At 72.2% G+C, this 21,854-nt stretch carries 20 protein-coding genes; 14 read left to right on the top strand and 6 right to left on the bottom strand.

Translation table 11 applies throughout. The features are described 5' to 3' along the window. Positions 1-80: 80 nt before the first annotated feature. Genes ACFE76_RS02125 through ACFE76_RS02135 form a run of 3 tightly spaced genes read left to right on the top strand, consistent with a single transcriptional unit; the run spans position 81 to position 2,322 of the window. A complete protein-coding gene (locus ACFE76_RS02125) occupies positions 81-1,202 on the top strand; it encodes an S-(hydroxymethyl)mycothiol dehydrogenase (protein WP_375430077.1) in 1,122 nt (373 codons plus the stop codon). Then, complete coding sequence (locus tag ACFE76_RS02130; RefSeq protein WP_375430078.1) at positions 1,199-1,813, top strand: MBL fold metallo-hydrolase; 615 nt, start codon at positions 1,199-1,201, stop codon at positions 1,811-1,813. Before ACFE76_RS02125 ends, ACFE76_RS02130 begins: the two co-directional genes overlap by 4 nt. Before the next feature lie 26 nt (positions 1,814-1,839). Then, on the top strand, positions 1,840-2,322 hold the full coding sequence (locus ACFE76_RS02135; RefSeq protein WP_375430079.1) for a glutathione peroxidase: 483 nt from the start codon (positions 1,840-1,842) through the stop codon (positions 2,320-2,322). Here ACFE76_RS02135 and ACFE76_RS02140 read toward each other — a convergent pair. Beyond that, positions 2,319-3,209, bottom strand: a complete 891-nt coding sequence (locus ACFE76_RS02140; protein ID WP_375430141.1) for a PaaX family transcriptional regulator C-terminal domain-containing protein — start codon at positions 3,207-3,209, stop codon at positions 2,319-2,321. The two genes, ACFE76_RS02135 and ACFE76_RS02140, sit on opposite strands and share 4 nt — an antisense overlap. A 39-nt stretch (positions 3,210-3,248) precedes the next feature. On the opposite strand from ACFE76_RS02140, the gene ACFE76_RS02145 reads away from it, so the two are divergent. From ACFE76_RS02145 to ACFE76_RS02155, 3 genes are read left to right on the top strand one after another with little or no spacing between them, the layout of a single operon-like run. After that, positions 3,249-3,992 carry a VC0807 family protein gene (locus ACFE76_RS02145; protein ID WP_375430080.1) on the top strand — a complete coding sequence of 248 codons (744 nt, stop codon included), beginning with the start codon at positions 3,249-3,251 and terminating at the stop codon, positions 3,990-3,992. A 35-nt stretch (positions 3,993-4,027) separates the two neighbouring features. Then, entirely contained in the window at positions 4,028-4,420 is a 393-nt protein-coding gene (locus ACFE76_RS02150; RefSeq protein ID WP_375430081.1) for a phage holin family protein, read from the top strand. Between the two features lie 10 nt (positions 4,421-4,430). Next, positions 4,431-4,898: a low molecular weight protein-tyrosine-phosphatase gene (locus tag ACFE76_RS02155; protein ID WP_375430082.1), complete on the top strand. Its 468-nt coding sequence runs from the start codon at positions 4,431-4,433 to the stop codon at positions 4,896-4,898. A 66-nt stretch (positions 4,899-4,964) separates the two neighbouring features. On the opposite strand, the gene ACFE76_RS02160 is transcribed toward ACFE76_RS02155, so the two are convergent. Next, positions 4,965-7,082, bottom strand: coding sequence for a YhgE/Pip family protein (locus ACFE76_RS02160; protein WP_375430083.1), 2,118 nt, complete (start codon positions 7,080-7,082; stop codon positions 4,965-4,967). A gap of 20 nt (positions 7,083-7,102) precedes the next feature. Beyond that, positions 7,103-9,919, bottom strand: coding sequence for an MMPL family transporter (locus ACFE76_RS02165; protein WP_375430084.1), 2,817 nt, complete (start codon positions 9,917-9,919; stop codon positions 7,103-7,105). A 128-nt stretch (positions 9,920-10,047) separates the two neighbouring features. On the opposite strand from ACFE76_RS02165, the gene ACFE76_RS02170 reads away from it, so the two are divergent. From ACFE76_RS02170 to ACFE76_RS02190, 5 genes are all read left to right on the top strand, one after another. Further along, positions 10,048-10,686: a TetR/AcrR family transcriptional regulator gene (locus ACFE76_RS02170; RefSeq protein ID WP_375430085.1), complete on the top strand. Its 639-nt coding sequence runs from the start codon at positions 10,048-10,050 to the stop codon at positions 10,684-10,686. A gap of 265 nt (positions 10,687-10,951) precedes the next feature. Further along, positions 10,952-11,647 (top strand): response regulator transcription factor, encoded by a 696-nt coding sequence (locus tag ACFE76_RS02175; RefSeq protein ID WP_375430086.1) that lies wholly within the window; start codon positions 10,952-10,954, stop codon positions 11,645-11,647. Positions 11,648-11,685: 38 nt separating this feature from the next. Further along, on the top strand, positions 11,686-13,131 hold the full coding sequence (locus tag ACFE76_RS02180) for an ATP-binding protein (protein ID WP_375430087.1): 1,446 nt from the start codon (positions 11,686-11,688) through the stop codon (positions 13,129-13,131). Between the two features lie 285 nt (positions 13,132-13,416). Then, positions 13,417-14,355 (top strand): ferritin-like domain-containing protein, encoded by a 939-nt coding sequence (locus ACFE76_RS02185; RefSeq protein WP_375430088.1) that lies wholly within the window; start codon positions 13,417-13,419, stop codon positions 14,353-14,355. A gap of 157 nt (positions 14,356-14,512) precedes the next feature. Beyond that, on the top strand, positions 14,513-15,739 hold the full coding sequence (locus ACFE76_RS02190) for an Nramp family divalent metal transporter (RefSeq protein WP_375430089.1): 1,227 nt from the start codon (positions 14,513-14,515) through the stop codon (positions 15,737-15,739). 58 nt (positions 15,740-15,797) lie between these two features. Here the strand turns inward: ACFE76_RS02190 and ACFE76_RS02195 are convergent, their stop codons facing one another. Genes ACFE76_RS02195 through ACFE76_RS02205 form a run of 3 tightly spaced genes read right to left on the bottom strand, consistent with a single transcriptional unit; the run spans position 15,798 to position 18,180 of the window. Beyond that, the gene (locus tag ACFE76_RS02195) at positions 15,798-16,751 is read right to left on the bottom strand and encodes a DNA-3-methyladenine glycosylase family protein (protein ID WP_375430090.1); all 954 of its coding nucleotides are present in this window, start codon (positions 16,749-16,751) and stop codon (positions 15,798-15,800) included. After that, positions 16,748-17,257 (bottom strand): GNAT family N-acetyltransferase, encoded by a 510-nt coding sequence (locus ACFE76_RS02200; RefSeq protein ID WP_375430091.1) that lies wholly within the window; start codon positions 17,255-17,257, stop codon positions 16,748-16,750. Before ACFE76_RS02200 ends, ACFE76_RS02195 begins: the two co-directional genes overlap by 4 nt. After that, positions 17,254-18,180: a DUF3152 domain-containing protein gene (locus ACFE76_RS02205; protein ID WP_375430092.1), complete on the bottom strand. Its 927-nt coding sequence runs from the start codon at positions 18,178-18,180 to the stop codon at positions 17,254-17,256. The genes ACFE76_RS02200 and ACFE76_RS02205 overlap by 4 nt, the downstream gene beginning before the upstream one ends. A gap of 24 nt (positions 18,181-18,204) precedes the next feature. On the opposite strand from ACFE76_RS02205, the gene ACFE76_RS02210 reads away from it, so the two are divergent. The 3 genes from ACFE76_RS02210 to ACFE76_RS02220 all read left to right on the top strand — a co-directional run bounded on the left by ACFE76_RS02210 (position 18,205) and on the right by ACFE76_RS02220 (position 21,850). Beyond that, a complete protein-coding gene (locus ACFE76_RS02210; protein WP_375430093.1) occupies positions 18,205-19,725 on the top strand; it encodes a YibE/F family protein in 1,521 nt (506 codons plus the stop codon). 5 nt (positions 19,726-19,730) lie between these two features. After that, a complete protein-coding gene (locus tag ACFE76_RS02215; protein ID WP_375430094.1) occupies positions 19,731-20,771 on the top strand; it encodes a zinc-dependent alcohol dehydrogenase family protein in 1,041 nt (346 codons plus the stop codon). A gap of 113 nt (positions 20,772-20,884) precedes the next feature. Continuing rightward, positions 20,885-21,850: a type IV toxin-antitoxin system AbiEi family antitoxin domain-containing protein gene (locus tag ACFE76_RS02220; RefSeq protein ID WP_375430095.1), complete on the top strand. Its 966-nt coding sequence runs from the start codon at positions 20,885-20,887 to the stop codon at positions 21,848-21,850. The last annotated feature ends 4 nt before the right edge of the window (positions 21,851-21,854 follow it).

Raw genomic sequence — 21,854 nt, forward strand, 5'->3', positions numbered from 1 at the left:
GCCATCCGTCATCGACTGTCAGCCCCCTCTTCTAGGATGCGGAGCCGGGAGCTCAACCACCACAGCAACGAGGAGCAGGCATGCCGCAAGAGGTGCAGGGGATCATCGCGCGGAGCAAGGGTGCTCCGGTCGAGCTGGTGAGCGTGGTGGTGCCCGACCCGGGGCCGGGCGAGGCGGTCGTCGCCGTCCAGGCCTGCGGCGTGTGCCATACCGACCTGCACTACCGCGAGGGCGGCATCGGCGACGACTACCCGTACCTGTTGGGCCACGAGGCGGCCGGGATCGTCGAGGCCGTCGGCGAGGGCGTCACCGACGTGGCCCCGGGCGACTACGTCATCCTCAACTGGCGCGCCGTCTGCGGGGAGTGCCGGGCCTGCAAGCGCGGCCGCCCCTGGTACTGCTTCAACACCGCCAACGCGACCCAGAAGATGACCCTCACCGACGGCACCGAGCTGTCCCCCGCCCTGGGCATCGGCGCGTTCGCCGACAAGACGCTGGTCGCGGCCGGCCAGTGCACCAAGGTCGACCCGGCGGCGCGGCCCGCGGCGGCCGGTCTGCTGGGCTGCGGCGTGATGGCCGGGCTCGGCGCGGCGATCAACACCGGGCACGTGGGCCGCGGCGACTCCGTGGCCGTGATCGGCTGCGGCGGGGTCGGCGCGGCGGCGGTCGCCGGTTCGCGGCTGGCCGGGGCGGCGAAGATCATCGCCGTGGACGTCGACGACCGCAAGCTCGCCACCGCCTCCCAGCTGGGCGCGACCGATACGGTCAACTCGCGCACCACCGACGCGGTCGAGGCGATCCAGGCCCTGACCGGCGGCTTCGGCGCCGACGTGGTGATCGACGCGGTGGGCCGTCCAGAGACGTACGCCCAGGCGTTCTACGGCCGCGACCTGGCCGGCACCGTGGTGCTGGTCGGCGTACCGACCCCGGAGATGCGGCTGGAGCTGCCGCTGCTGGACGTCTTCGGACGCGGTGGCTCGCTCAAGTCGAGCTGGTACGGCGACTGTCTGCCCGAGCGCGACTTCCCGATGCTGATCGACCTCTACCTGCAGGGCCGGCTGCCGCTGGACGCCTTCGTCAGCGAGGAGGTCGGGATCGGCGACATCGAGGCGGCCTTCGAGAAGATGCACGGCGGCCAGGTGCTCCGCTCGGTCGTCGTGTTCCCCGACGCCGTCTCGGCGAGCCCGGCGGCGTCGGCGTGACCGCCCGGATCGACCACGCCGTCGTCTCGGGCACCTTCAGCCTCGACGGCGAGACCTTCGACGTCGACAACAACGTCTGGCTCGTCGGCGACGACGAGGAGTGCGTGGTGATCGACGCGCCGCACGACATCGAGCCGATCATCGCGCTGGTCGCCGGCCGCCGGGTCATCGCCGTCCTCTGCACCCACGCGCACGACGACCACGTCCGGGTGGCGCCGGCCCTGGCCGAGTCCGTCGGCGCTCCGGTCCTGCTGCACCCGGCCGACCTGCCGCTCTGGCGGCTCACCCACGCCGACCTGCCTCCGGACGGGGACCTGGCCGACGGCCAGGAGATCGAGGTGGGCGGCACCACGCTGCAGGTGTTGCACACCCCCGGGCACGCGCCGGGCGCCGTCTGCTTCTACGCCCCCGAGCTGGGCGTGGTCTTCACCGGCGACACCCTCTTCGCGGGCGGGCCGGGCGCCACCGGCCGCAGCTTCAGCGACCGCAACCTGCTGCTGCGTTCCATCACCGACGCGCTGCTGGCCCTGCCGCCCACCACGATCGTCAAGACGGGCCACGGCGACGACACCACGCTCGCCGACGAGCGGGAGGGCATCCTGCGGGGCTGAGGCAACGGCCTCCGTAGACTTCGGGCGTGCCGACACTCTCCGACTTTTCCGCCCGCGCCATCACCGGCGAGGAGCGCGACCTCTCCGCGTACGCCGGACAGGTGGTGCTCGTGGTCAACACCGCGTCCCAGTGCGGGCTGACCCCGCAGTACCAGGGGCTCGAGCAGCTGTACGCCGGCTACCGCGAGCAGGGCTTGGTGGTGCTCGGCTTCCCGTGCGACCAGTTCGGCCACCAGGAGCCGGGCGACGAGACGGCGATCAGCGAGTTCTGCGAGCTCAACTTTGGCGTCACCTTCCCGATGTTCGCCAAGATCGAGGTCAACGGCGAGGGGGCGCACCCGCTGTACCAGTGGCTGCGCGAGGAGAAGGGTGGCATCCTCGGCGACGCGATCAAGTGGAACTTCACCAAGTTCCTGGTCGGCCGGGACGGCACCGTGCTCAAGCGCTACGCGCCGACGACCACCCCGGACAAGATCGCCGACGACATCGAGGCGGCGCTCGCCGCCTAATGTGCTTCGACGCTCCCGGAGCGACGGTCGGGCAGCGGTTCCAGCAGGTCGGCACCCTCGGCGCGGCCGATGACGGTCTGCGCATGGCTGCTCGCGCCAGGCTCCAGCAGTCGGGTGACGGCCACCAAAGCCTGCGTCAGCTCGAGTACCGGCCAAGGCTGCGGCGCCAGCACGGCGGGCAGTACGGGCAGCCGGACCACGATCACCGCCCAACGCTCCCAGAGCTCGGCCTGCTGCCGGAAGGCGTCACGGTCGGTGCGTCCGCTGGACGACCCGTCGCCGAGCCGGGCCGCGAGGTCGACGAGCTCGTCGAGGAACGCCGTCAGCGTCAGCTGGGTCGCCGACAGGTGCCAGGCCCGTTCGGCCAGCCGTCGTGCGGTCGGCAGGCTACAGGCGAGCTCGCCGAGCTCGACGGAGAAGTCCTCGGCGGCCAGCCAGGGTCCACACCAGTGGCGCGGGTCGCGCAGACCGATCAGCACCCCGGGGCGGGCGGCGCCGAAGCCGGACCGGAACGCCATGTCGCGCAGGTCGTCGCGGTGCTGCCGTCGGGCTTCGGGGATCGTGTAGAGCACCAGCTGGAACCGGCCCTCCCAGACCGGAGCGCTGATGTCGCCGTTGCGGAACCGGTGGAACCGCTCGGCGTACGGACCTGCGAGCCGGTAGACCGCGATCCGCCCGACCCGTTGGCTCGTCAGGTTTCCGGCGGCGACCATCCGGGACAGCATCGTCCGAACCGCTGGCCGCGACACGCCGAGGTCGGTCAGCAAGGGGACCAGCACCGTGCCCGGGACCGCCGCCGCCTCGAGGAGGCCGAAGAGATAGCCGACCGTCCCGCTGGTGGACGACCGGACGACGGACGGCTCACGTGCTGGACGAATGAGTGACAGTCCTTCCGCGAAACGTGTAGATCTGTAATCGTACTAGTCATGGCTTCCCCTTCCGCACCCGACACCCGGCGCTTCGCCGTCAGCTCGCTCGCCGTCAGCCTGCTGCTGACGCTGGTGATCGACATCGGACTCTCGATCGTGATCTTCGAGGTGCTGACCGGCCGCGGCGTCGCGACGGGCATCGCGTACCTCGTCGCGGGCGTGGCCCCGGTGCTCGGCATGGTGGTCAACTGGGTCCGGACCCGCAAGCTCGGCGGGGTCTCGATCATCGTCTTGGTCACGCTGCTGATCTCGGCACTGGTCACCCTCATCGGCAGCCAGGACCTGCGGATCCTGCTGCTCAAGGACGCGATCCTGACCGGTGGCTTCGGCCTGGTCACCCTGGCCACGTCGTTGCCGTTTTTCCGCAAGCCGCTGATGTTCGCCTACGGGCTCAAGTTCGGCACCGACGGCAGCCGCGAGGGCGTCCAGCAGTGGTACGACATGTGGGAGCGCTACCCGACCTTCCGGCACACCCAGTACCTGATCAACAACACCTGGGGCATCGCGTACGTGGTCGAGGCGGGGCTCAAGGTCGCCGGCGCCTTCCTGCTGCCGTACGGCGCGGCGTACGCGGTCAACCAGGTCCTGCCCTGGGTGGTGCTGGCCGGCCTGATCTTCTGGACCATCTCTTACGGCAACAAGCAACGCAAGCTCGGTGAGGCGCGGAGCGCGGCCGCCGAGGCCGCCGCCGCGAGAGCCAACGAGGCCGGTACGCCGGCGGAGGTCACCCCCACGGCGTAGTCCGGTCGTACAGCCGGCCGTGGAACCCTTGGTGCATGCGACTGATCCTCCGGCTCCTCGCCAACGCTGCCGCGTTGGCCGTGGCCACCTTCCTGCTCACCGGCATCCGGCTGACCGAGCCGACGACTTCGGGCAAGGTCGTGACCCTGCTGGTCGTCGCGCTGATCTTCGGCGTGGTCAATGCTGTGGTCAAGCCGATCTTCACCCTGGTGACGGTGCCCCTGGTGCTGCTCACCCTCGGGCTGTTCCTGATCGTCATCAACGCGCTGATGCTGCTGCTCACCTCGTGGATCTCGACCCGGGTCGACCTCGGCTGGTTCGTCGACGGCTTCGGGACGGCCGTCTTCGGCGCGCTGATCGTCTCGGTCGTCAGCTTTTTCCTGAACGCGTTCGTGCCTGACCGCCGAAGCGACCGCCGTCGTGCCTGAGGCCCGTGCCGTGCCCGTCCGGGTCGTGTTCGTCTGCTGGGGCAACATCTGCCGCTCCCCGATCGCCGAACGGGTCGCCGAACGGCAGGCGGCCGAGGCGGGGCTGACCGACGTCGTGTTCACCAGCGCGGCCACCAGCACCGAGGAGCTCGGTCGGCCGATGGACCGCCGGGCCGCCGCCGTGCTGCGCGACCACGGCTATCGCAGCGGCGACCACCGCGCCCACCAGATCGATGCGGACGAGATCGAGGCCGCCGACCTGGTGATCGCGATGGAGGACATCCACGTCCGCAAGGTGCTGGCGATGGCGCCCGGCGCGACCAACCTGAGCCTGCTCACCGACCACGACCCGGACGCCGAGCCCGGTTCCGGCGTTCCCGACCCCTGGTACGGCTCGGCCGCCGGCTTCGAGGACACCCTCGCCACCGTCGAGGCCGCCATGCCAGGCGTCCTCGACCGCGTTCGCGCGCTGCACTGATAACCCCGACCTGTCAGAACTGAGTTGTCCCATAGGACAACTGAGTTCTGACAAGTCGGCTCTGCGTCAGGCGGGCAGGGGCGCCACCAGCGGGGCGACGACCCGGCGGCGGGCGACGGCGACGACCCCGGCGACCAGACCGAGGACCAGCCAGGCGCCGAGCAGGGCGGCCGCGGCGCCAGCCCCCGCACCGCCGCTGGCGATGGCCCGGAAGCCGTCCAGCGCTGGGGTCAGGGGCAGGAACGGACGCAGCGCGTCAAAGCTCTCCGGTACCGCCGAGGTGACCGCCCCTGCGGCTCCGACCACCACCAGCGCCACCGAGACGAAGCGGCCGACGCCACCGAACCAGGCGACCAGCGCGTGGTTCAGCGCGACGAAGGCGAGCGCCGTCAGCACCGCGAACGACCCCAGCTCGACGGCCCGGCCGGCGGACAGGTGCAGCAGCAGCTGCAGCACCACCGCCAGCGCGATGGCCTGCACAGCGCCGATCACCGCACCGGGCAGCAGACCCTCGGCCGACAGCCGCCAGGACGGCTTCATCGAGGAGACCACCCGGGCCGAGACCGCCCGCAACACCAGATAGCTGGCCAGGGCGCCGAGCCAGAGCGCCAGCACCGCCAGGAAGGTCGTGGTGGTGACGTTGGAGAACGCTGACGTGGGCGCCTTGGACGAGACGGGGGTGGTGACGACCGAGGACAGCTTCTGGCGCGTCGTCTTGTCGTACGTCGGTACCGCCTTTGCGCCCTTGGCCAGGCCGTCGGACAGCTTCTGCGAACCGTCGGCGAGCTTGTGCGCCCCGTCGGCCAGCTGGTCGGTGCCGTCCGCGAGCTTGGCCGCGCCGGTCGCGGACTGCTTGGTGCCCGTCGCGAGCTGGGTCGTGGCCGTGCTCAGGTCCTCCGCGCCGGACGCCAGCGTGGCCGTCCCGTCCGCGCTGGAGCGGATGCCCTTGGCCAGCGGCTTCAGCCCGTCCGCCAGCGAGTCGGTCCCGTCCGCCAGCTGCTGCAGCCCCTTCGCCGCCTTGGCCTGGCCGTCGGCCAGCGCGTTCGCGCCGCCGATCAGGCTCTGGCCGGTCTTCGGGTCCTTGGTGCTCAGTCCGGCGGCGGCGCCCTCTAGCGCCTTGGCCGCACCCTGCGCACCGGCGTACGCCCCGGCGGACTTGCCCGCCTGCTGCGCCACGGCCCCGATGGTCTGCAGCACGACCTGGCACTGCGCTGCCGTGAGGGCCGGCTCGGTGGTCGGGCACGGCAGCTGACCACCGGTCGCGGGCGGCGGCACCTTCGCCTGCTGCGCGGCTTGGGTCCGCAGCGCCTTCTGGTACGTCGCCAGGCCGCCGGCGATCCCCTTCATCCCGTCGGCCAGCTGGTCAGCGCCGTCGGCCGCCTGCTGGCTGCCCTTCGCGAGCTTCCGCGCACCCGGCGGGACCTTGGCGGCGCCGTCGGCGAGCTTGTCCAGGCCGTCGGCGAGCCGGGTGGTGCCGGTGGCGAGGCCCTGGGTGCCGGTGGCGAGCTGACCGGCGCCGGTGCCGAGCTGGTCGAGCCCGTCGGCGAGGTCCCCCGTACCGGAGCTGACCCCGTCGAGGCCCTCAGCCAGCTTGTCGGTGCCGTCGGTGAGCTTGCCGGAAGCGTCGGCGACCGTCCCGAACTGCTTGCTGAGGCTGTTGAAGCCCAGGTAGATGTTCTGCAGGTACTCACGTGTCAGTGAGGTGTTGAGCACCTTGGTCGCGGCGGCGGTGATGGCCTGGCCGACGACGGGGTCGGAGATGCCGGCGACGTCCGAGGTCTGCACGCCGATGGTGGCGGCGCGCATGTCGGCCGGGTCGCTACGCGAGAACGAGGTGGCCCGCGCCGAGAAGGTCTTGGGGATCGTGACCACGGCGGCGTACGCACCCGAACTCAGCCCGGCGCTCGCGTCGGCCTCGTCGGTCAGCACCCAGTCGAAGTTCTGGTCGACGTTGCCGGCGACCAGCCCGCCCGCCAGCTGGCGGCCGAGCGGAACGGTCTGGCCCTGCAGCTTGACCGGGTCGTCGAGGTTGACCACCGCGGCCTGCACCCGGTCGAGCCGGGTGCTGGAGTCCCAGGTGGCCCAGAGGAAGCCGGCAGCCACCAGGAGCGGGACCAGGACGAGGCCGAGCACCGACCACAGGCCCACCCGTGAGGTGCTGGAGGCGCGTTCGAGGGAGTACATGACGATCTTCCTGGCTGGAGTCAGCGGGACTGGGGGAGCGGGTGCGGCTGCGCCGCCGTGGGGGCGAGCGCCGTGGGGTTTGCTGCGGGGGGCGCGTCGAGGGTGAGGACGGAGTAGCGGGGCGGGAGCAGGTCGGCGACCAGCTCACGGTCCCGGACGCCGAGCACGACGGCCGCCGAGCTGGTGCCGACCAGGAGGTCGTCCAGCAGGCTGGCCAGCGCCGCCCGGTCGTCGTGGTCGGTGAGCAGGTCGGCATGGTCGACGAAGATCACCGCCGGCTTGGCCCGCAGCACGGCCGCGAGCTCGCGGCGCAGGTCGGGCTGGCGGCAGTCGAGGTAGCCGGCGCTACGGCGGACGGCCACCGCCTGTTCCGGCAGCACCAGGCCCGCGATCTTGACCCGGGTGTCGGCGGTCGCCCGTAGCCGCATCCGACCGCTCAGGCTCAGCAGCAGCGCGGTCTTGCCGCTGTGCGCGGCGCCGTCGACGACGACCACCTCGCCGGGCAGCGCGGTGAGGGCCACCGCGGGACCGGTCCCGAGGTCGAGACCTTCCGCGGCCAGCACGTGCGGGTCGTCGGCGCTGGGCCAGGCGGCGAGCGAGGTCTGGTGGGTGAGCCCCTCGCCCTCGACGTCGAACGAGGGCAGCCGCCGGTCGATCCAGCGCGGCAGCCACCACGCCGAGCGGCCCAGCAGCGCGAGCACAGCGGGCACCAGGGTCATCCGGACGATGAACGCGTCGACGAACACCCCGACCGCCAGGCCGAAGCCGATGGTCTTGATCGGCCCCTCGCCGTCGGGCACGAAGGCGGCGAAGACCCCGAACATGATGATCGCGGCGGCGACGACGACCCGGGACGAGGCCACGAACCCTTCCTCGATCGCCCGTGGCGCGTCACCCCGACCGGAGGCCGATGTGCGTTGGGAGTGGACGAACTCCTCGCGGATCCGCGAGACCAGGAACACCTCGTAGTCCATGGCCAGGCCGAACAGGATGCCCATCAACAAGATGGGCAGAAAGCTGATCACCGGGGCGGTCTGCTGGACGTTCAGCAGCGAGCCGAACCACCCCCACTCGAAGACCGCGGCGGTGGCGCCGAACGCCGCCCCCACGCTGAGCAGGTAGCCGATCGTCGCCTTCAGCGGCACCGCGACCGAGCGGAACACCATGGCGAGCAGGACCAGCGAGAGCCCGACCACCAAGATGCCGAACGGCAGCAGTGCGGCGCCCAGCCGGTCGGAGACGTCGATCGCCACCGCGGTGAAGCCGGTCACGTAGGTCGGCACGTCGTACTCCGCGGCGAAGTGCGGCTCGAGCGCACGGATCCGGCGCACCAGGTCCTTGGTCTCGGTCGTGTCCGGACCGGTGGTGGGGATGACCTGGATGATCCCGGTGTCGGCGTCCTCGTTCGGCGTCGCCAACGGCACGCTGGCCACCCCGGGCAGCTCGCGCAGCTCGTCGGCGATCCCGTCCATCACCCCGAGCGGGTCGTTCGAGCCGACGATGGTCGCCGAGACGATCAGCGGGCCGTTGTAGCCGAGACCGAAGTGGTCGCTGATCAGGTCGTACGTCACCCGGCCCGGCGTACCCGGGTCAGCGGTGCCGTTGGTGGGCAGGGCGATCCGCAGGTCCTGAGCCGGCCAGGTCATCGCGCCGAGCCCCACGACCACGAGGACCACGGTGATGATCGGCACCTTGGTGACCAGCCGCACCCAACGACGGGCCAGGCCCAGCCGGGGCGGCCGGTTCGCCGCCCGGGCGGCGGCCTTGACGGTGAGCACCTTCCGCGGTTTGGGCCGCAGTCGCTCGCCTGCAAAGCCGAGCAGCGCCGGCAGCAGCGTGAGGGCGATCAGCACCGCGATCGCCACCCCGACGGCGGCGGCCACACCCATGGTGGTCAGGAACGGGATCCGCGCCACGGCGAGGCCGCACAGGGCGATCATCACCGTCATCCCGGCGAAGACCACCGCCGACCCGGAGGTCGCGACCGCGCGGGCTACCGACTCCTCCGGCTCCATCCCGTCGCGCAGCTGGTCGCGGTGCCGGGAGGTGATGAAGAGGGCGTAGTCGATCCCGACGGCGAGGCCGAGCATCAGGGCCAGCAGCGGCGTGGTCGAGGAGACCGTGGCGACACCGGTGGCCCCGAAGATCAGCACCATGGTGAGCGCGACCCCGAGCAGGGCGGTGATCAGCGGCATGCCGGCGGCCCGGAGCGAACCGAGGGTGAAGAACAGCACGATCAGCGCGATCACCACGCCGAGACCCTCGACCAGGCTGACCCCGGCCGTGGTGCTGGAGTAGGCGTCGCCGCCGATCGAGGCCTGCGAGCCCGGAATCGACGCCTGCAGGGCGGCCGTTTCCGCGTTCAGCGCGTCGAACGTGCTCGGCTTGATGTCAGGCAGGCTGACGTCGAAGCGGATCGAGATGATCGCGGCCCGGTTGTCGGGGGCGATCACGCCCTTGGCGTACTTGTCGAACGGTGAGGTCGCGTCGTCGATCTGGGCCACGTCGTCGAAGCGCTTGACGCTGGCGGTGATGGCCTTCCGGGCGGCGGCGTCGCGGACGCTGCTGCCCTCCGGGGTCACCACCACGACCTGGGCGGTGGTGCCACCGGCCTGGGGGAACGTCCGTCCCAGAGAGTCCAGGGCCGTCTGCGACTCCGTGCCCGGCACGCTGAACTTCTCGTCGAAGTCCCCGTGGACGGCCAGCGTCATGCCGCTCAGCACCACCAGCGCCCCCAGCCAGAGCAGGAGCGCGCGCAGCCGGTGCCGGAAGGCCGCGCGGCCGAGGCCGTACAGGAACGAGGACACGGATCTCCTCAGCAGTCGTGCGGGGACCATCCCCGCCGGATACAGTACTGTATCCAATACATTTACGTATCCAAACCCGGATGCGCTCGACGTGTCGATCCTGGAGGCCAGCGTTGACCCCCGACCAGACCTCGGTCCTCAATCCTGAGGCGCCCCCGGTGAGCGCTCGGCGGGCGCAGACCCGCGACCGGCTGATGGTGGCCGCGACGGCCGTCTTCGCCGAGCGGGGCATCATCGGCTCCAGCGTCGAGGAGATCTGTGAGGCGGCCGGCTTTACCCGCGGGGCCTTCTACTCCAACTTCGCCGACAAGGACGCCCTGGTCCTCGCGCTGATCGAGGCTGCGATCGCCGCCCAGTACGCGGCGGCCGAGCAGTCGATCGCCGACCTGGCCGCGATCCCCGCCGAGGCGACGCCGGAGGAGCGGTTGTCGCTGGCGCTGACCCGCTTCGCGGACCGCAGTCGGAACGCCGGGCCCGGCCGGGACAGCCGTGACGCCATCCTGGTGGAGCAGGAGCTGATGCTGCACGCCGCCCGGGTGCCCGGCCTCCGCGCCCCGTACGCGGCCTTCGTCGAGGCCTGCAACTCCCAGCTCACCGGGTTGATCAGCGGCGCTCTCGCCGCGGTCGGCCTCGAGTTCGTGGTGCCCCTGGACGAAGCCATCGACATGTTGAGCGCCGCCCACCAGCACGCGCAGATCTCGTCGCTCTTTCTCGGTGACGCCGCCGCCCCCACCCTGGAACGGCTGGTGCTGGCGATCACCCGGGTGACCGCCGGGCCGCCCGCGGCCCGCGGCTGAGCGGTCATCGGCCGCCAGCTCAGCAGATCGAGCCGCAGCGGCGTTCTTCTGCTGAGAGGCAACGAAAGGGAATAAGCGACGGCCGCGGCCGTTGTGTCTCGTGCCGTCCGGCGCGTACCCCCGGGCCTCACCCCTTCGCCGCTACGAGCGGCCACTCGCCGAGAGGCGTCCGCCGGGCGGCACCACGTCTTCCTGACGCTCACGCGTCGCGCCGGACGCGCTCCGACGAGGGCCGAGACTCACTCGACGCCGTTACGCTGGCCGCATGCACATCCTTGTCGTCGACGACGACCAAGCCGTCCGGGACTCCCTCAAGCGGTCGCTGGAGTACAACGGCTACGAGGTGAGCGTGGCCGAGGACGGGGTGCAGGCGCTGGCCCGGCTGGCGGCCGTCCGACCGGACGCGGTGATCATGGACGTGATGATGCCGCGGCTCGACGGGCTGGAGACGACGCGGATGCTGCGCTCAGCCGGTAACGACGTCCCGATCCTGGTGCTCACCGCCCGCGACGCCGTGGGCGACCGGGTCGACGGGCTCGACGCCGGCAGCGACGACTACATGGTCAAGCCCTTTGCGCTGGACGAGCTGTTGGCCCGGCTACGGGCGCTCGTACGGCGGGCCGGCACCGTCGCCGAGTCGAGCGACCCGTCGACGTCCAACCTGTCCTTTGCCGACCTGGTGCTCAACACCTCGACCCGGGAGGTGCTGCGCGGCTCCCGGGCGATCAGTCTCACCCGGACCGAGTTCGCCCTGCTGGAGGCCTTCCTGCAGCACCCCCGTCGGGTGCTGGAGCGCAGCTGGCTGTTGAACGAGGTGTGGGGCTTCGACTTCCCCACCACCGCCAACTCCCTCGAGGTCTACATCGGCTACCTGCGCCGCAAGACCGAGGTCGGGGACGAGCCGCGGCTGATCCACACCGTGCGCGGCGTCGGGTACGTGCTGCGCGAGACCCCGCCGTGATCGAGCTGCTCGCCGTTCGACAGGCTCAGGAGGCGTAGGTGCCGGCGGCACTGAGGGCGTGGTTGCGGAGCTTTCCGCTGCAGCGCCGGGTGTTTCTGCTGACGACCGTGGCGGTCGCGCTCGCGGTCGCCGCCACCGGCGTGGCCGCGTACGTCACGTTGCGGGTGTCGCTGTACCGCGCGTTGGACGACGAGCTGATCGGCGTCACCAGCACGCTGGCCGTGCCGGTGGCCAACGACATCCGCAACCTGGGCGGGCTGACCGAGCGCGCGCTGCGCGCGGGTGACGTCAGCGTCGCCGCCGTCCGTGCGGACGGGACGATCTTCTACGTGCCCGACGAGCAGGACCACCTCGTGCTGGGGTCGCACGAGCTGGCCGTGGCCAAGGTCCAGCGGGGCGCCTCCGCCCGCAACGGGGTCTCCACCGACGGTCAGCAGTACCGGATCGTCTCGGTGCCGATGACCCAGCTGGGCAACTACGCGCTGGTCCTCGGCCGTCCGCTGGCCCCGACCAACGCCACCCTCGCCTCGGTCGGGCTGACGCTGGTCATCTTCGGCGGTTCGGGCATCCTGCTGGCCGCCATCGCCGGCGCGACCATCGCCCGCTCGAGCCTGCGCCCCGTCCGGGCCCTGTCGGCCGCCGTCGAGCACGTTACCGAGACCGACGACCTGCACCCCATCGCGATCAGTGCCACCGGCGACCTGGCGCTGCTGGCCGACGCGTTCAACCGGATGCTCAGCTCGCTGCGTACCTCCCGCGAGCGCCAACGACAGCTGATCGCTGACGCCGGGCACGAGCTGCGGACGCCGCTGACGAGCATGCGGACCAACCTCGAGCTGCTCTCGGCCGACGCCAGCACCGGCATGCTCTCCCAAGCCGACCGGATCGAGATCCTGGCCGACGTCAACGCCCAGCTGGCCGAGTTCGGTTCGCTGGTGGGGGACCTGGTGCAGCTCGCGCGCGAGGACGCGGTCGCCCCGTCGCCGGAGCCGATCGACTTCCGGACCGTGATCACCTCCGCCCTGCAACGGGTGCGCCGCCGCGGACCGGGCATCTCCTTCGACGTCGAGCTGAACCCGTTCTGGGTGGTCGGCGAGGCCGACAACCTCGAGCGCGCCGTCACCAACCTGCTCGACAACGCCGTCAAGTGGAGCCCGCCGGGCGGCACCGTCCGGGTCCAGCTGGAGGGTGGTCGGCTGCGGGTGGCCGACCAGGGCCCCGGCATCGCCGAGGCCGACCTGCCGTACGTGTTCGACCGCTTCTTCCGCGCGGAGACCGCGCGCAACACCCCCGGCACCGGCCTGGGGCTGTCGATCGTCGCGCAGGCGGTCACCCGGCACGGCGGCTGGGTGCGGGCGAGCCGGTCCGCCCAGGGAGGCGCTGAGTTCACCATCCAGCTGCCCGGCGCGACCACGCTGGAGGGCCTCGCCCGACTCAGCCCCCCCGAGCCCGCGCGCGACCTCGAGCCGTCCCTGCCCGCCTGAGGACGGCGTGACGTCGGACGAGACTGAGTACTGCTCGACCTTTCTCTCAGATCGGGCCATCCATCGGTACAGCTGTTCCGAACCGGACGTAGAGCGAACGGATTCGGGGGCCGTCAAGTCCCAGCCTGCCCATCCGGCCTGCTTCACGTGACCTGCGGTTCTTTCCGGACGACGACGTTCCTGTGGCCGTCCGGCGAGCTCTCCTGCCCTGCTGATGCGCTCCGCATCCTCCGGGCGCCGCCGGTGGCGGGTCCTCGGAGCACCACCCTCAGCACGAGGAGCAGCATGTTCGGAAAGAAAGTCGTGGTTGACATGATCAACCGCAGCGCGGAGAACGAGGCGGACCGTCGGGTCTTCCTGCGTCAGGCCGGCCTGGCCGGTCTCGGTGTCGTCGGCGCGACCGCCCTCAGCGGCGCCGGCAGCCAGAAAGCCGCAGCGGCCCCCCGCGCCGGTGGCCCCAGCGACAGCGCGATCCTGAACTTCGCGCTCAACCTGGAGTACCTCGAGGCGGAGTTCTACCTGCACGCCTACTACGGGTGGGGCGTTCCGTCTGCCTCCACCAGCGGAAAGGGCGCGCGGGGTGGCGTCACCGGTGGTCACAAGGTGCCGTTCAAGAGCAAGTCGGTCGCGCAGTACGCCCGTGAGATCGCCGAGGACGAGCTCAACCACGTCGAGTTCCTGCGCACGGCGCTCGGCTCGGCGGCGGTCTCCCGTCCGAAGATCGACCTCAAGGCGAGCTTTACCGCGGCGGCCCGGGCGGCTGGTCTGATCAACTCCCACCAGACCTTCGACCCGTTCGCCAACGAGAACAACTTCCTGCTCGCGGCCTTCCTCTTCGAGGACGTCGGCGTCACGGCCTACAAGGGTGCCGCTCCGCTGATCGACAACCCGGACTACCTGGAGGCTGCGGCCGGGATCCTCGCGGTGGAGGCGTACCACGCCGGCATCGTCCGGACCTCGCTCTACGCCAAGGGCCTCTACGCGCAGGTGCAGAAGCTCTCGAACGCACGGGACAGCCTCGACGGCAAGTCCGACGACGACCGCGGTGTCGGCAACAGGAAGCGGGGCAACCTCGTCCCCGCGGACAAGAACAGCATCGTCTACAGCCGGACCCCCGGTGCGGTGCTGAACATCGTCTACCTCAACCCCAAGTCGGTGACCAAGGGCGGGTTCTTCCCGGCCGGCGTCAACGGCGAGGTGAACACCAGCGCCGGCACGGCCTGATCGCCGGACCGCACGACTGAGCAGGCGCACCATCGCATGACCGGTCCGGCCGGGGGGCTGCAGCCTCCCGGCCGTTCCGTTTTCCTCAGCCGCGCCTCGGCGGTGACAGGATGACGGCGGACCACGAGAGGGACGAGATGACCGCGACGAGGACCGGATGGCCCTGCTGACCGCGCCCGGTCGGCCGGCCGCGCTGCTGCAGCGCACCCGCCTGCTCGGCCCCGCCTTCGTCGCCGCCGTCGCCTACGTCGACCCCGGCAACGTGGCGACCAACACGACCGCCGGCGCCTCGTACCGCTACCTGTTGCTCTGGGTGCTCGTCGGCGCGACCCTGATGGCCGGCCTGGTCCAGTACCTGTCGGCCAAGGTCGGCTGGCTCACCGGTGAGTCGCTGCCGGCGCTGGTCGGCCAGCGGACCGGCCGAGGGACCCGACTCGCGTACTGGGTCCAGGCCGAGCTGGTGGCGGTGGCCACCGACATCGCCGAGATCGTCGGCGGCGCGCTGGCGCTGCAGCTGCTCGTCGGGCTGCCGCTGGTGCTCGGTGCCGTCGTCACCGCCGCCGTCTCGACCGCCCTGCTCTACGTCCAGCGCTACGGCCAGGTGAGCTTCGAACGGGTCATCGTCGGGCTGCTCGCCGTGGTCACCGTCGGCTTCCTGGCCGGCCTGGTCGTCTCCCCGCCCGACCCCGGCGCCGCAGCGGCCGGACTGGTGCCCCGGCTCGCCGGCACCGACAGTGCGCTGCTCGCGGTCGGGATGCTCGGCGCGACCGTGATGCCGCACGCCGTCTACCTGCACTCCGCGCTGGTCCGGGACCGGCACGGTCGCGCCCAGCCGGGCAATGCCCGCCGGGTGCTGACCTCGGTGAAGGCCGACGTGATCCTGGCGATGCTGGTTGCCGGCAGCGTCAACATCGGGATGCTGCTGCTCTCCGGCAGCGCCCTCTTCGGACTGGACCTGGACGGCCTGCCCGCCGTGCACGCCGCCCTCGGCGACCAGCTCGGCCGCGCCGTCGCCACCTGCTTCGCGCTCGCCCTGCTCGCCTCCGGGCTGGCCTCGACCTCGGTCGGCGGCTACGCCGGGGCGGTTATCATGGCCGGTCTGCTGCACCGCCGGGTGCCGCTGATCTGGCGCCGGCTGGCCACCACCATCCCCGCGCTGATCCTGCTGAGTGTCGGGCTCGACCCCACCCAGCTGCTGATCCTGTCCCAGGTGGTGCTGAGCTTTGGCATCCCGTTCGCCCTGGTCCCGCTCGTCCGGATCGCCCGCGACCGCCGGCTGATGGCCCTGGCTCCGACCCGGCCCGCGACGATCGCCGTCGCCTGGGTCGTCGCCGCCGCGATCGTCGCCCTGAACGTCGTCCTGATCGTCCTGCTGCTCGCCTGAAGCCGAGTTGTCAGAAACCAGTTGCCCTCTAGGACAACTGAGTTCTGACAAGTCGGCCTCAGCTGTGGCCGCCGGTGGCGTACGGGGTGTGGGTGGGCAGGGTCATCCGGGGGCCGCGGCGAGGTCGGCGGGCGGGGCCGCCCATCAGCGCGAGCAGCGCCTGCACCCGGAACCGGTGCCCGCGGTACGGCTCGAGCAGCTCGGTGCAGGCGTCGTCGTCGAGCACCTCCCCGGTCAGGGCAAAGCTGATGTTCTTGCCCACGTGGTAGTCCCCGACGCTCCACGCGTCGGGGTCGCCGTGCGCCCGCTGCCGTACCTCGGCGGAGGTCCAGGGCCCGACGCCGGGCAGGCTGCGCAGGGCGCGGTCAGCCTCGGCGAACGGGCCGGCGAGCGTCCGCTCCAGGGCGGTTGCCCGCTTGGCCGTGGTCACCAGCGTCCGGCTGCGCCGTTCCTCCACGCCGGCGGCCAGGAACGTCCAGCTCGGCACCCGCACCCATGCTTCGGCGGTCGGCGGCAGCCGCATCCCGTACGCCGCCGACGCCGGGTCGTCCGTCGGACCCGGCGCCGGCTCGCCGAACTCGGTGACCAGCATCCGCCAGGCTCGGAACGCCTCCTGCCCGGTGACGACCTGTTCGATACAGGCCGGGGCGAGGGCCTCGTAGACGGCCTCGGTCCGGCCGACGCGGTAGTGGCCGTACCGGCGGCAAGCCTCGACGAGCAGCCCGTGCTCGGGCCGCGGCGCGAAGCCCGCGGCGTCGTCGGCCTCGCCGAGCAGCCGCGGCAGCTGGTCCAGCGCCCACTCCGCCCCCTCGCCCCACGCGCGGGCCGAGACCTCGTCGCCGACCGCGACGACCTTCAGCAGCGCCGGCCCGGCCGGGGTCCGGGTGGTCCGCAGGTGCAGGTCCCCGATCCGACGGTGGGTCGGGTCGCCCGCCCCGCGGCGGTGCAGCGCGAAGAGCGGCGCCAGCAGCGCCGGCCGGTCCAGCCGCAGCTGGCGGGTGATCCCGTTCACCGGGGTCGCCGGATCGCGAAGTCCCCGTCGAGCCGGAGCGAGAAGCCGCAGCGGGTCAGCACCGTACGCGAGGCGAGGTTGTCCGGGACCGTGCCCGCCACCACGGTGTCGGCGCCCTGGCGCCAGGCCAGCTCCAGCGCCAGGGCGCAGGCCCGGGTGGCGATGCCCTGGCCGCGCAGTGCCGGCACCACGCCGTAGCCGATCTCGACCTCGGCCGGACCGTCGCCGGCCGGTGGTCCGTGGAAGCCGACGTCGCCGACCACCTCGCCGTCCCGCTCGATCTGCAGCAGCCACCACGCCGGAGCGGCGGTCAGCGGGCCGTCCACCTCGTACGCCCCGAGGGCGACGGCGAGCGCCATCGTGGTGCCCGTCATCGGATAGCCCGGGTGCCAGCGGGCGGTCTCGGCCCCGTCGAGCGGCCGCCCGGCCAGCAGCGCGCGGGCCACGTCCAAGGGCCACGGCCGCAGCGTCACCTCGCCCGTCCGACGCGTGACCGGGACGCTCATCCGCGGGTCTTCGTCGGCCACGGGTTGGCACGGCAGCCCTGCCGGCCCTTGGTCTGCTGCATCATCACCGGCGCTGGCCGGCCGCGGCCCGGGCAGGCCACGTGCTGACGGCCCAGCGCGTGCCCGAACTCGTGGTTGACCAGGTAGCGCCGGTAGCTGGCCGTGTCGTCGCCGTACGCCTCGGCTCCGTTCACCCAGCGTTCGGCGTTGAGCACGACCCGCGGACCGTTCTGGCAGGAGACCCTGCCGCGGGTGAGCAGCGGCGCGCAGAGGGCGTCGGTTGTCGCGGGCGTAGCCAGAAAGGCGTGCACGTCCGCTCTGCTGGCGGCCGGGACCAGGGTGAAACGTCCGGCGCCGAGGCCGCGCCAGCTGCGGTCGTCATCGAGCACCCGGGCGATCAGCAGCGCCGCCTCATCGGGGTCGACCTTCAGTCCACGCTCGACCGCCACGTCGAAGCGGACCAGCCGGCCCCGGGTCGCCGAGGTCGGCCGGCTGACCTGGGCGCTGGTGAACCGCCCCGAGCCGCGGGCTGGCACCCGAGAGGCCGTACCGTCGGCCCGCAGCCCCGTCGCGCGTTGGCGATCGGTCCGGCTCGGTGGCGGCGGCGGTGGGGTCGCGGCCACGGGCCGACGGGCGGTCGGTGAGGGCACGGTGGTCCTCAGGCTGGCCACCGTGGGCGACCCGGGAAGGACGGCCGCACCACCGGCGTCGGGAGCCAGCCGCAGGCCCAGCCCGACCAGGGCCACGACGAGGGCGCCGACCGCCAGCGCCGGCAGCAGGAGGCGGAGCCAGCGTTCTCGGCTAGATTGTGAGCCGTTCGCATCCCCGCGCGCCCTCCGCGCGAGCGACGCGAGAACTCCCTGGCGGGCCCGGACGCGGCGCGCACGGCCGTCGTCGGGCGCGGCCGGCGGAGGAGCAGTCACAACGATCAAGACTAGGCGGAGACCGTGGCCCACTCCCATTCTGGACCGGCGCGTCCGGGCGGTGCTTCTGCGCTGCCGGTCGTGACGGCTGATGAGCTGCGCCGCCACCGGCGGGCGTTGCAGAAGCTGGTGTGGGTGCTGATCCCGCTGGCCATCTGGACGGTGGTCGGGCTGATCGCCATGTGGCCGGGCGACATCTCCTCCTCGGTCAACCCCGACGTCGCGGGCTACAGCGTGCCGGGCGTGACCTATCCGACGGCCACGATCACCGGCATCGCCGAGATGTCCTGCGACGGGCTCTCCGGCTCGACGCCGGGGGTCACCGACAACCGCTGCGCCACCATCACCGCCACCCTCACCGAAGGCGACGACAAGGGCCTGTCGGTGAGCGTGCCGCTGACGGACGCGGTCTTCAGCTCGGGCACCAAGGTCGGTCAGGACGTCAAGCTGATCCGGGTGCCGCCGGCCGACGGCCAACCCGCCCAGTACCAGTTCTCCGACTTCTCCCGCAGCACCCCGCTGCTGCTGCTCACCCTGATCTTCGCCGCGGTCGTGGTCGCGGTCGCCCGCTGGCGCGGCTTCGCCTCGCTGGTCGGGCTGGGGTTCGCCGGCTTCATCCTGGTCAAGTTCATGTTCCCGGCGCTGGTGGCCGGGGCCAACCCGATCCTGGTCGGGCTGTTCGGCTCGTCGGCGATCATGTTCGTGGTGCTCTACGCCGCCCACGGCTTCAGCGCCCGCACCACGACCGCGCTGGTGGGGACCCTGTTCGGGCTGATCCTGATCGCGCTGCTGGGCTGGGGGGCGACCCGCTGGGCGCACCTGACCGGGGTCGCCGCCGAGGACGACTACGTGCTGGCCGCGGCCGCGCCCAACCTCAGGCTCACGTCGGTGGTGATGTGCGGCATCATCGTGGCCGGTCTCGGCGTGCTGAACGACGTCACCATCACCCAGGCGTCCGCGGTCTGGGAGCTCGCCGACGGCGGCGACCGCTCCGGGCCGCACGCCAGCCGGCGGCTGTTCACGCGGGCGATGCGGATCGGCCGCGACCACATCGCCTCCACCGTCTACACCATCGCCTTCGCCACGGCCGGCGCCTCGCTCTCGGTCCTGCTGCTGATCGCGGTCTACGACCGGCCGCTGCTGCAGGTGCTGCAGACCGAGCAGTTCGCCGGCGAGATCGTCCGGACCCTCGTCGGCTCGATCGGGCTGGTGCTGGCCGTCCCGCTCACCACCGCCATCGGGGTTGCGGTGGTCCGGGCCAGCAACGCCGGTGGCCGCGGCCGGGCCCGTCCCGAGCCGGTCGACGAGGACGAGTTCGAGGACCTCGAGCCCGCGCTGGGCGAGCGGACCGAGAAGCCGACCGAGGACGAGAAAGCCCTCGACGGACCCGCGACCGCGGTGACCCAGACCCGGCGGCTCCGGCGGCGCCCGAAGGACGAGGACGACTTCGGCTTCGCCGACCTGCGCGAGCCCCAAGAGAAGGGGACGGGCCAGCAGGAGACGGGCCAGCAGGGGACCACTCCGACCGGTCGCCGTCCGTCGTGACGGCGATGCGCGCACTGGTCTACGACGCCGTCGGCGCCCCGCCGCGGCTGCAGGACGTGCCCGCCCCCCTCTGCCCGGCCGACGGCGTCCTGGTCGCGGTCGCGGCGACGGGAGTCTGCCGTTCCGACTGGCACGCCTGGCGGGGCCACGACGCGGTCTCACTGCCGCACGTCGGCGGGCACGAGCTCGCGGGCACGGTGGCCGCCGTCGGTCCGGAGGTGGCCCGTTTTGCGGTCGGCGACCGGGTGACCACCCCGTTCGTGAACGGCTGCGGCCGCTGCGCGGTCTGCGCCGCGGGTGACCCGCAGATCTGCCCGGACCAGACCCAGCCCGGCTTCACCGGGCCGGGCTCGTTCGCCGACCTGGTCGCCCTGCACGCCGCTGACCTCAACCTGGTCCGGTTGCCCGCCGAGGTCGGCTTCGTCGAGGCCGCCGCCCTCGGCTGTCGCTTCGCCACCGCGTACCGGGCCCTGACCGTGCACGCGCGGCTGCAGCCCGGCCAGTGGGTGGCTGTCCACGGCTGCGGCGGCGTCGGCCTGTCCGCGGTAGCGCTCGGGGTAGCCCTCGGTGCCCGGGTGGTCGCCGTGGACCTGTCGGCCGCCGCGCTCGACGTGGCCCACGAGCTGGGTGCGGAGGCCACGGTACGGTCGGCCGACCCGGTCGAGGAGGTCGGGAGGATCACCGGCGGCGGAGCGCACGCCTCGCTGGACGCGTACGGGTCTCCGGCCACCGCCGCCGCCTCGGTCCGTAGCCTGCGCCGCCGCGGCCGGCACGTCCAGGTCGGGCTGCTGCTCGACCCGGCCGGCACCGCGATGCCGATGGACGTGGTGATCGGCCGCGAGCTCGAGCTGTACGGGTCCCACGGGCTGGCGGCGGCCGACTACCCCGCGATGCTGGCCCTGGTGGCGTCCGGCTCGATCCGGCTCGACCGCCTGGTCGGCCGGGTGATCGCGCTGGACGAGGTCCCCGCCGCTCTGGCCGCGATGGACAGCCCCTCGGGGGCCACGGCCGGCCTCACGGTCGTCGACCTGGCCCTCCCGACCTGATCGAGTAGACAACGGCCGCGACTACGCGGCCGATCTCTACTCGATCCTGGGCGTTATCCACAGATCAGGTTCGACGCGGCTCGGGGGGCCGGACTTGCCCCAGAGTTGGTGGAATGTATCCCCGTCAGGACCCCGACAAGCGGCTGCTCGACCTTGCCGTCGCTCAGGCGGGCGTGCTCAGCCGCGAGCAAGCCGAGCAGCTCGGGGTGGGCCGGCACTCGATCGCCCGGCTCGCCAGCTCCGGGCGCTGGGACCGGATGACCCGCTCGATCTACTTCACCGGACCCGGAGAACCGGCCTGGCTCGGCTGGGCCTGGGCGGGGGTGCTCCTGGGCGGGTCGGACGCGCGGTTGGCCAGCCTGGCCGCGGCGCGAGTGCACGGCCTCAGCGAGGACGAGCCCTGGCCCATCCCGGTCCTGGTGCCCGACGCGGCTCCGGCCAGCAAGCGGCCCCCGTGGGACTTCCGGCGCGAGCGTCCGGGCGTCCGCGAAGCGCGCTCCCCCGGCTCGCCGCCCAGCACGACCGTCGAGGACACCGTGCTCGACCTCACCGAGGAAGGAGGAGCTCGGGAGGCGATCGGCTGGGTGACCATGGCGGTTCAGAGCCGCCGCACCACCGTTCCCCGGCTTCGGCTGGCGCTGCGACGGCGGAACAGGCTGGGGCATCGGCAGCTGCTGACCGAGCTCCTGGTAGACGTCGCCCAGGGTGCAGAGACGCCCATCGAGGTGGCCTTCCTCCGCGACGTCGAGCGGGCACACGGGCTTCCGCGCGCCAACCGTCAGGCGGTCTCGCGCCGCTCCCCCGACATTCGCGACGTCTACTACGACGCTTACGCGACCGTGGTGGAGCTGGACGGCCGCCTCGGGCACGAGGGCATGGGCCGCTTCCGGGACATGCGCCGGGACAACATGGCCGCACTGAGTGGGGAGGTCCCGCTCCGCTACGGGTCGGTCGACGTGTACGGCGAACCGTGTCCGATCGCCTTCCAGCTGGGCGAAGTACTGGTCCGCCGGGGTTGGGGTGGCCTGCCGCACCGGTGCCCAAACTGCCTCTCGGTGCCGCTCGAGCTCCTCGGTTAGATGA

It is taken from the genome of uncultured Friedmanniella sp., from assembly GCF_964244005.1.
Classification (GTDB): Bacteria; Actinomycetota; Actinomycetes; order Propionibacteriales; family Propionibacteriaceae; genus Microlunatus.

Coding starts and splice junctions, on each gene's coding strand:
- ACFE76_RS02160 (WP_375430083.1), bottom strand. CDS start 7,082: ATGTACTCCCTCGAACGCGCCTCCAGCACCTCACGGGTGGGCCTGTGG.
- ACFE76_RS02125 (WP_375430077.1), top strand. CDS start 81: ATGCCGCAAGAGGTGCAGGGGATCATCGCGCGGAGCAAGGGTGCTCCG.
- ACFE76_RS02185 (WP_375430088.1), top strand. CDS start 13,417: ATGTTCGGAAAGAAAGTCGTGGTTGACATGATCAACCGCAGCGCGGAG.
- ACFE76_RS02145 (WP_375430080.1), top strand. CDS start 3,249: ATGGCTTCCCCTTCCGCACCCGACACCCGGCGCTTCGCCGTCAGCTCG.
- ACFE76_RS02150 (WP_375430081.1), top strand. CDS start 4,028: ATGCGACTGATCCTCCGGCTCCTCGCCAACGCTGCCGCGTTGGCCGTG.
- ACFE76_RS02215 (WP_375430094.1), top strand. CDS start 19,731: ATGCGCGCACTGGTCTACGACGCCGTCGGCGCCCCGCCGCGGCTGCAG.
- ACFE76_RS02220 (WP_375430095.1), top strand. CDS start 20,885: ATGTATCCCCGTCAGGACCCCGACAAGCGGCTGCTCGACCTTGCCGTC.
- ACFE76_RS02165 (WP_375430084.1), bottom strand. CDS start 9,919: ATGGTCCCCGCACGACTGCTGAGGAGATCCGTGTCCTCGTTCCTGTAC.
- ACFE76_RS02200 (WP_375430091.1), bottom strand. CDS start 17,257: ATGAGCGTCCCGGTCACGCGTCGGACGGGCGAGGTGACGCTGCGGCCG.
- ACFE76_RS02190 (WP_375430089.1), top strand. CDS start 14,513: ATGGCCCTGCTGACCGCGCCCGGTCGGCCGGCCGCGCTGCTGCAGCGC.
- ACFE76_RS02175 (WP_375430086.1), top strand. CDS start 10,952: ATGCACATCCTTGTCGTCGACGACGACCAAGCCGTCCGGGACTCCCTC.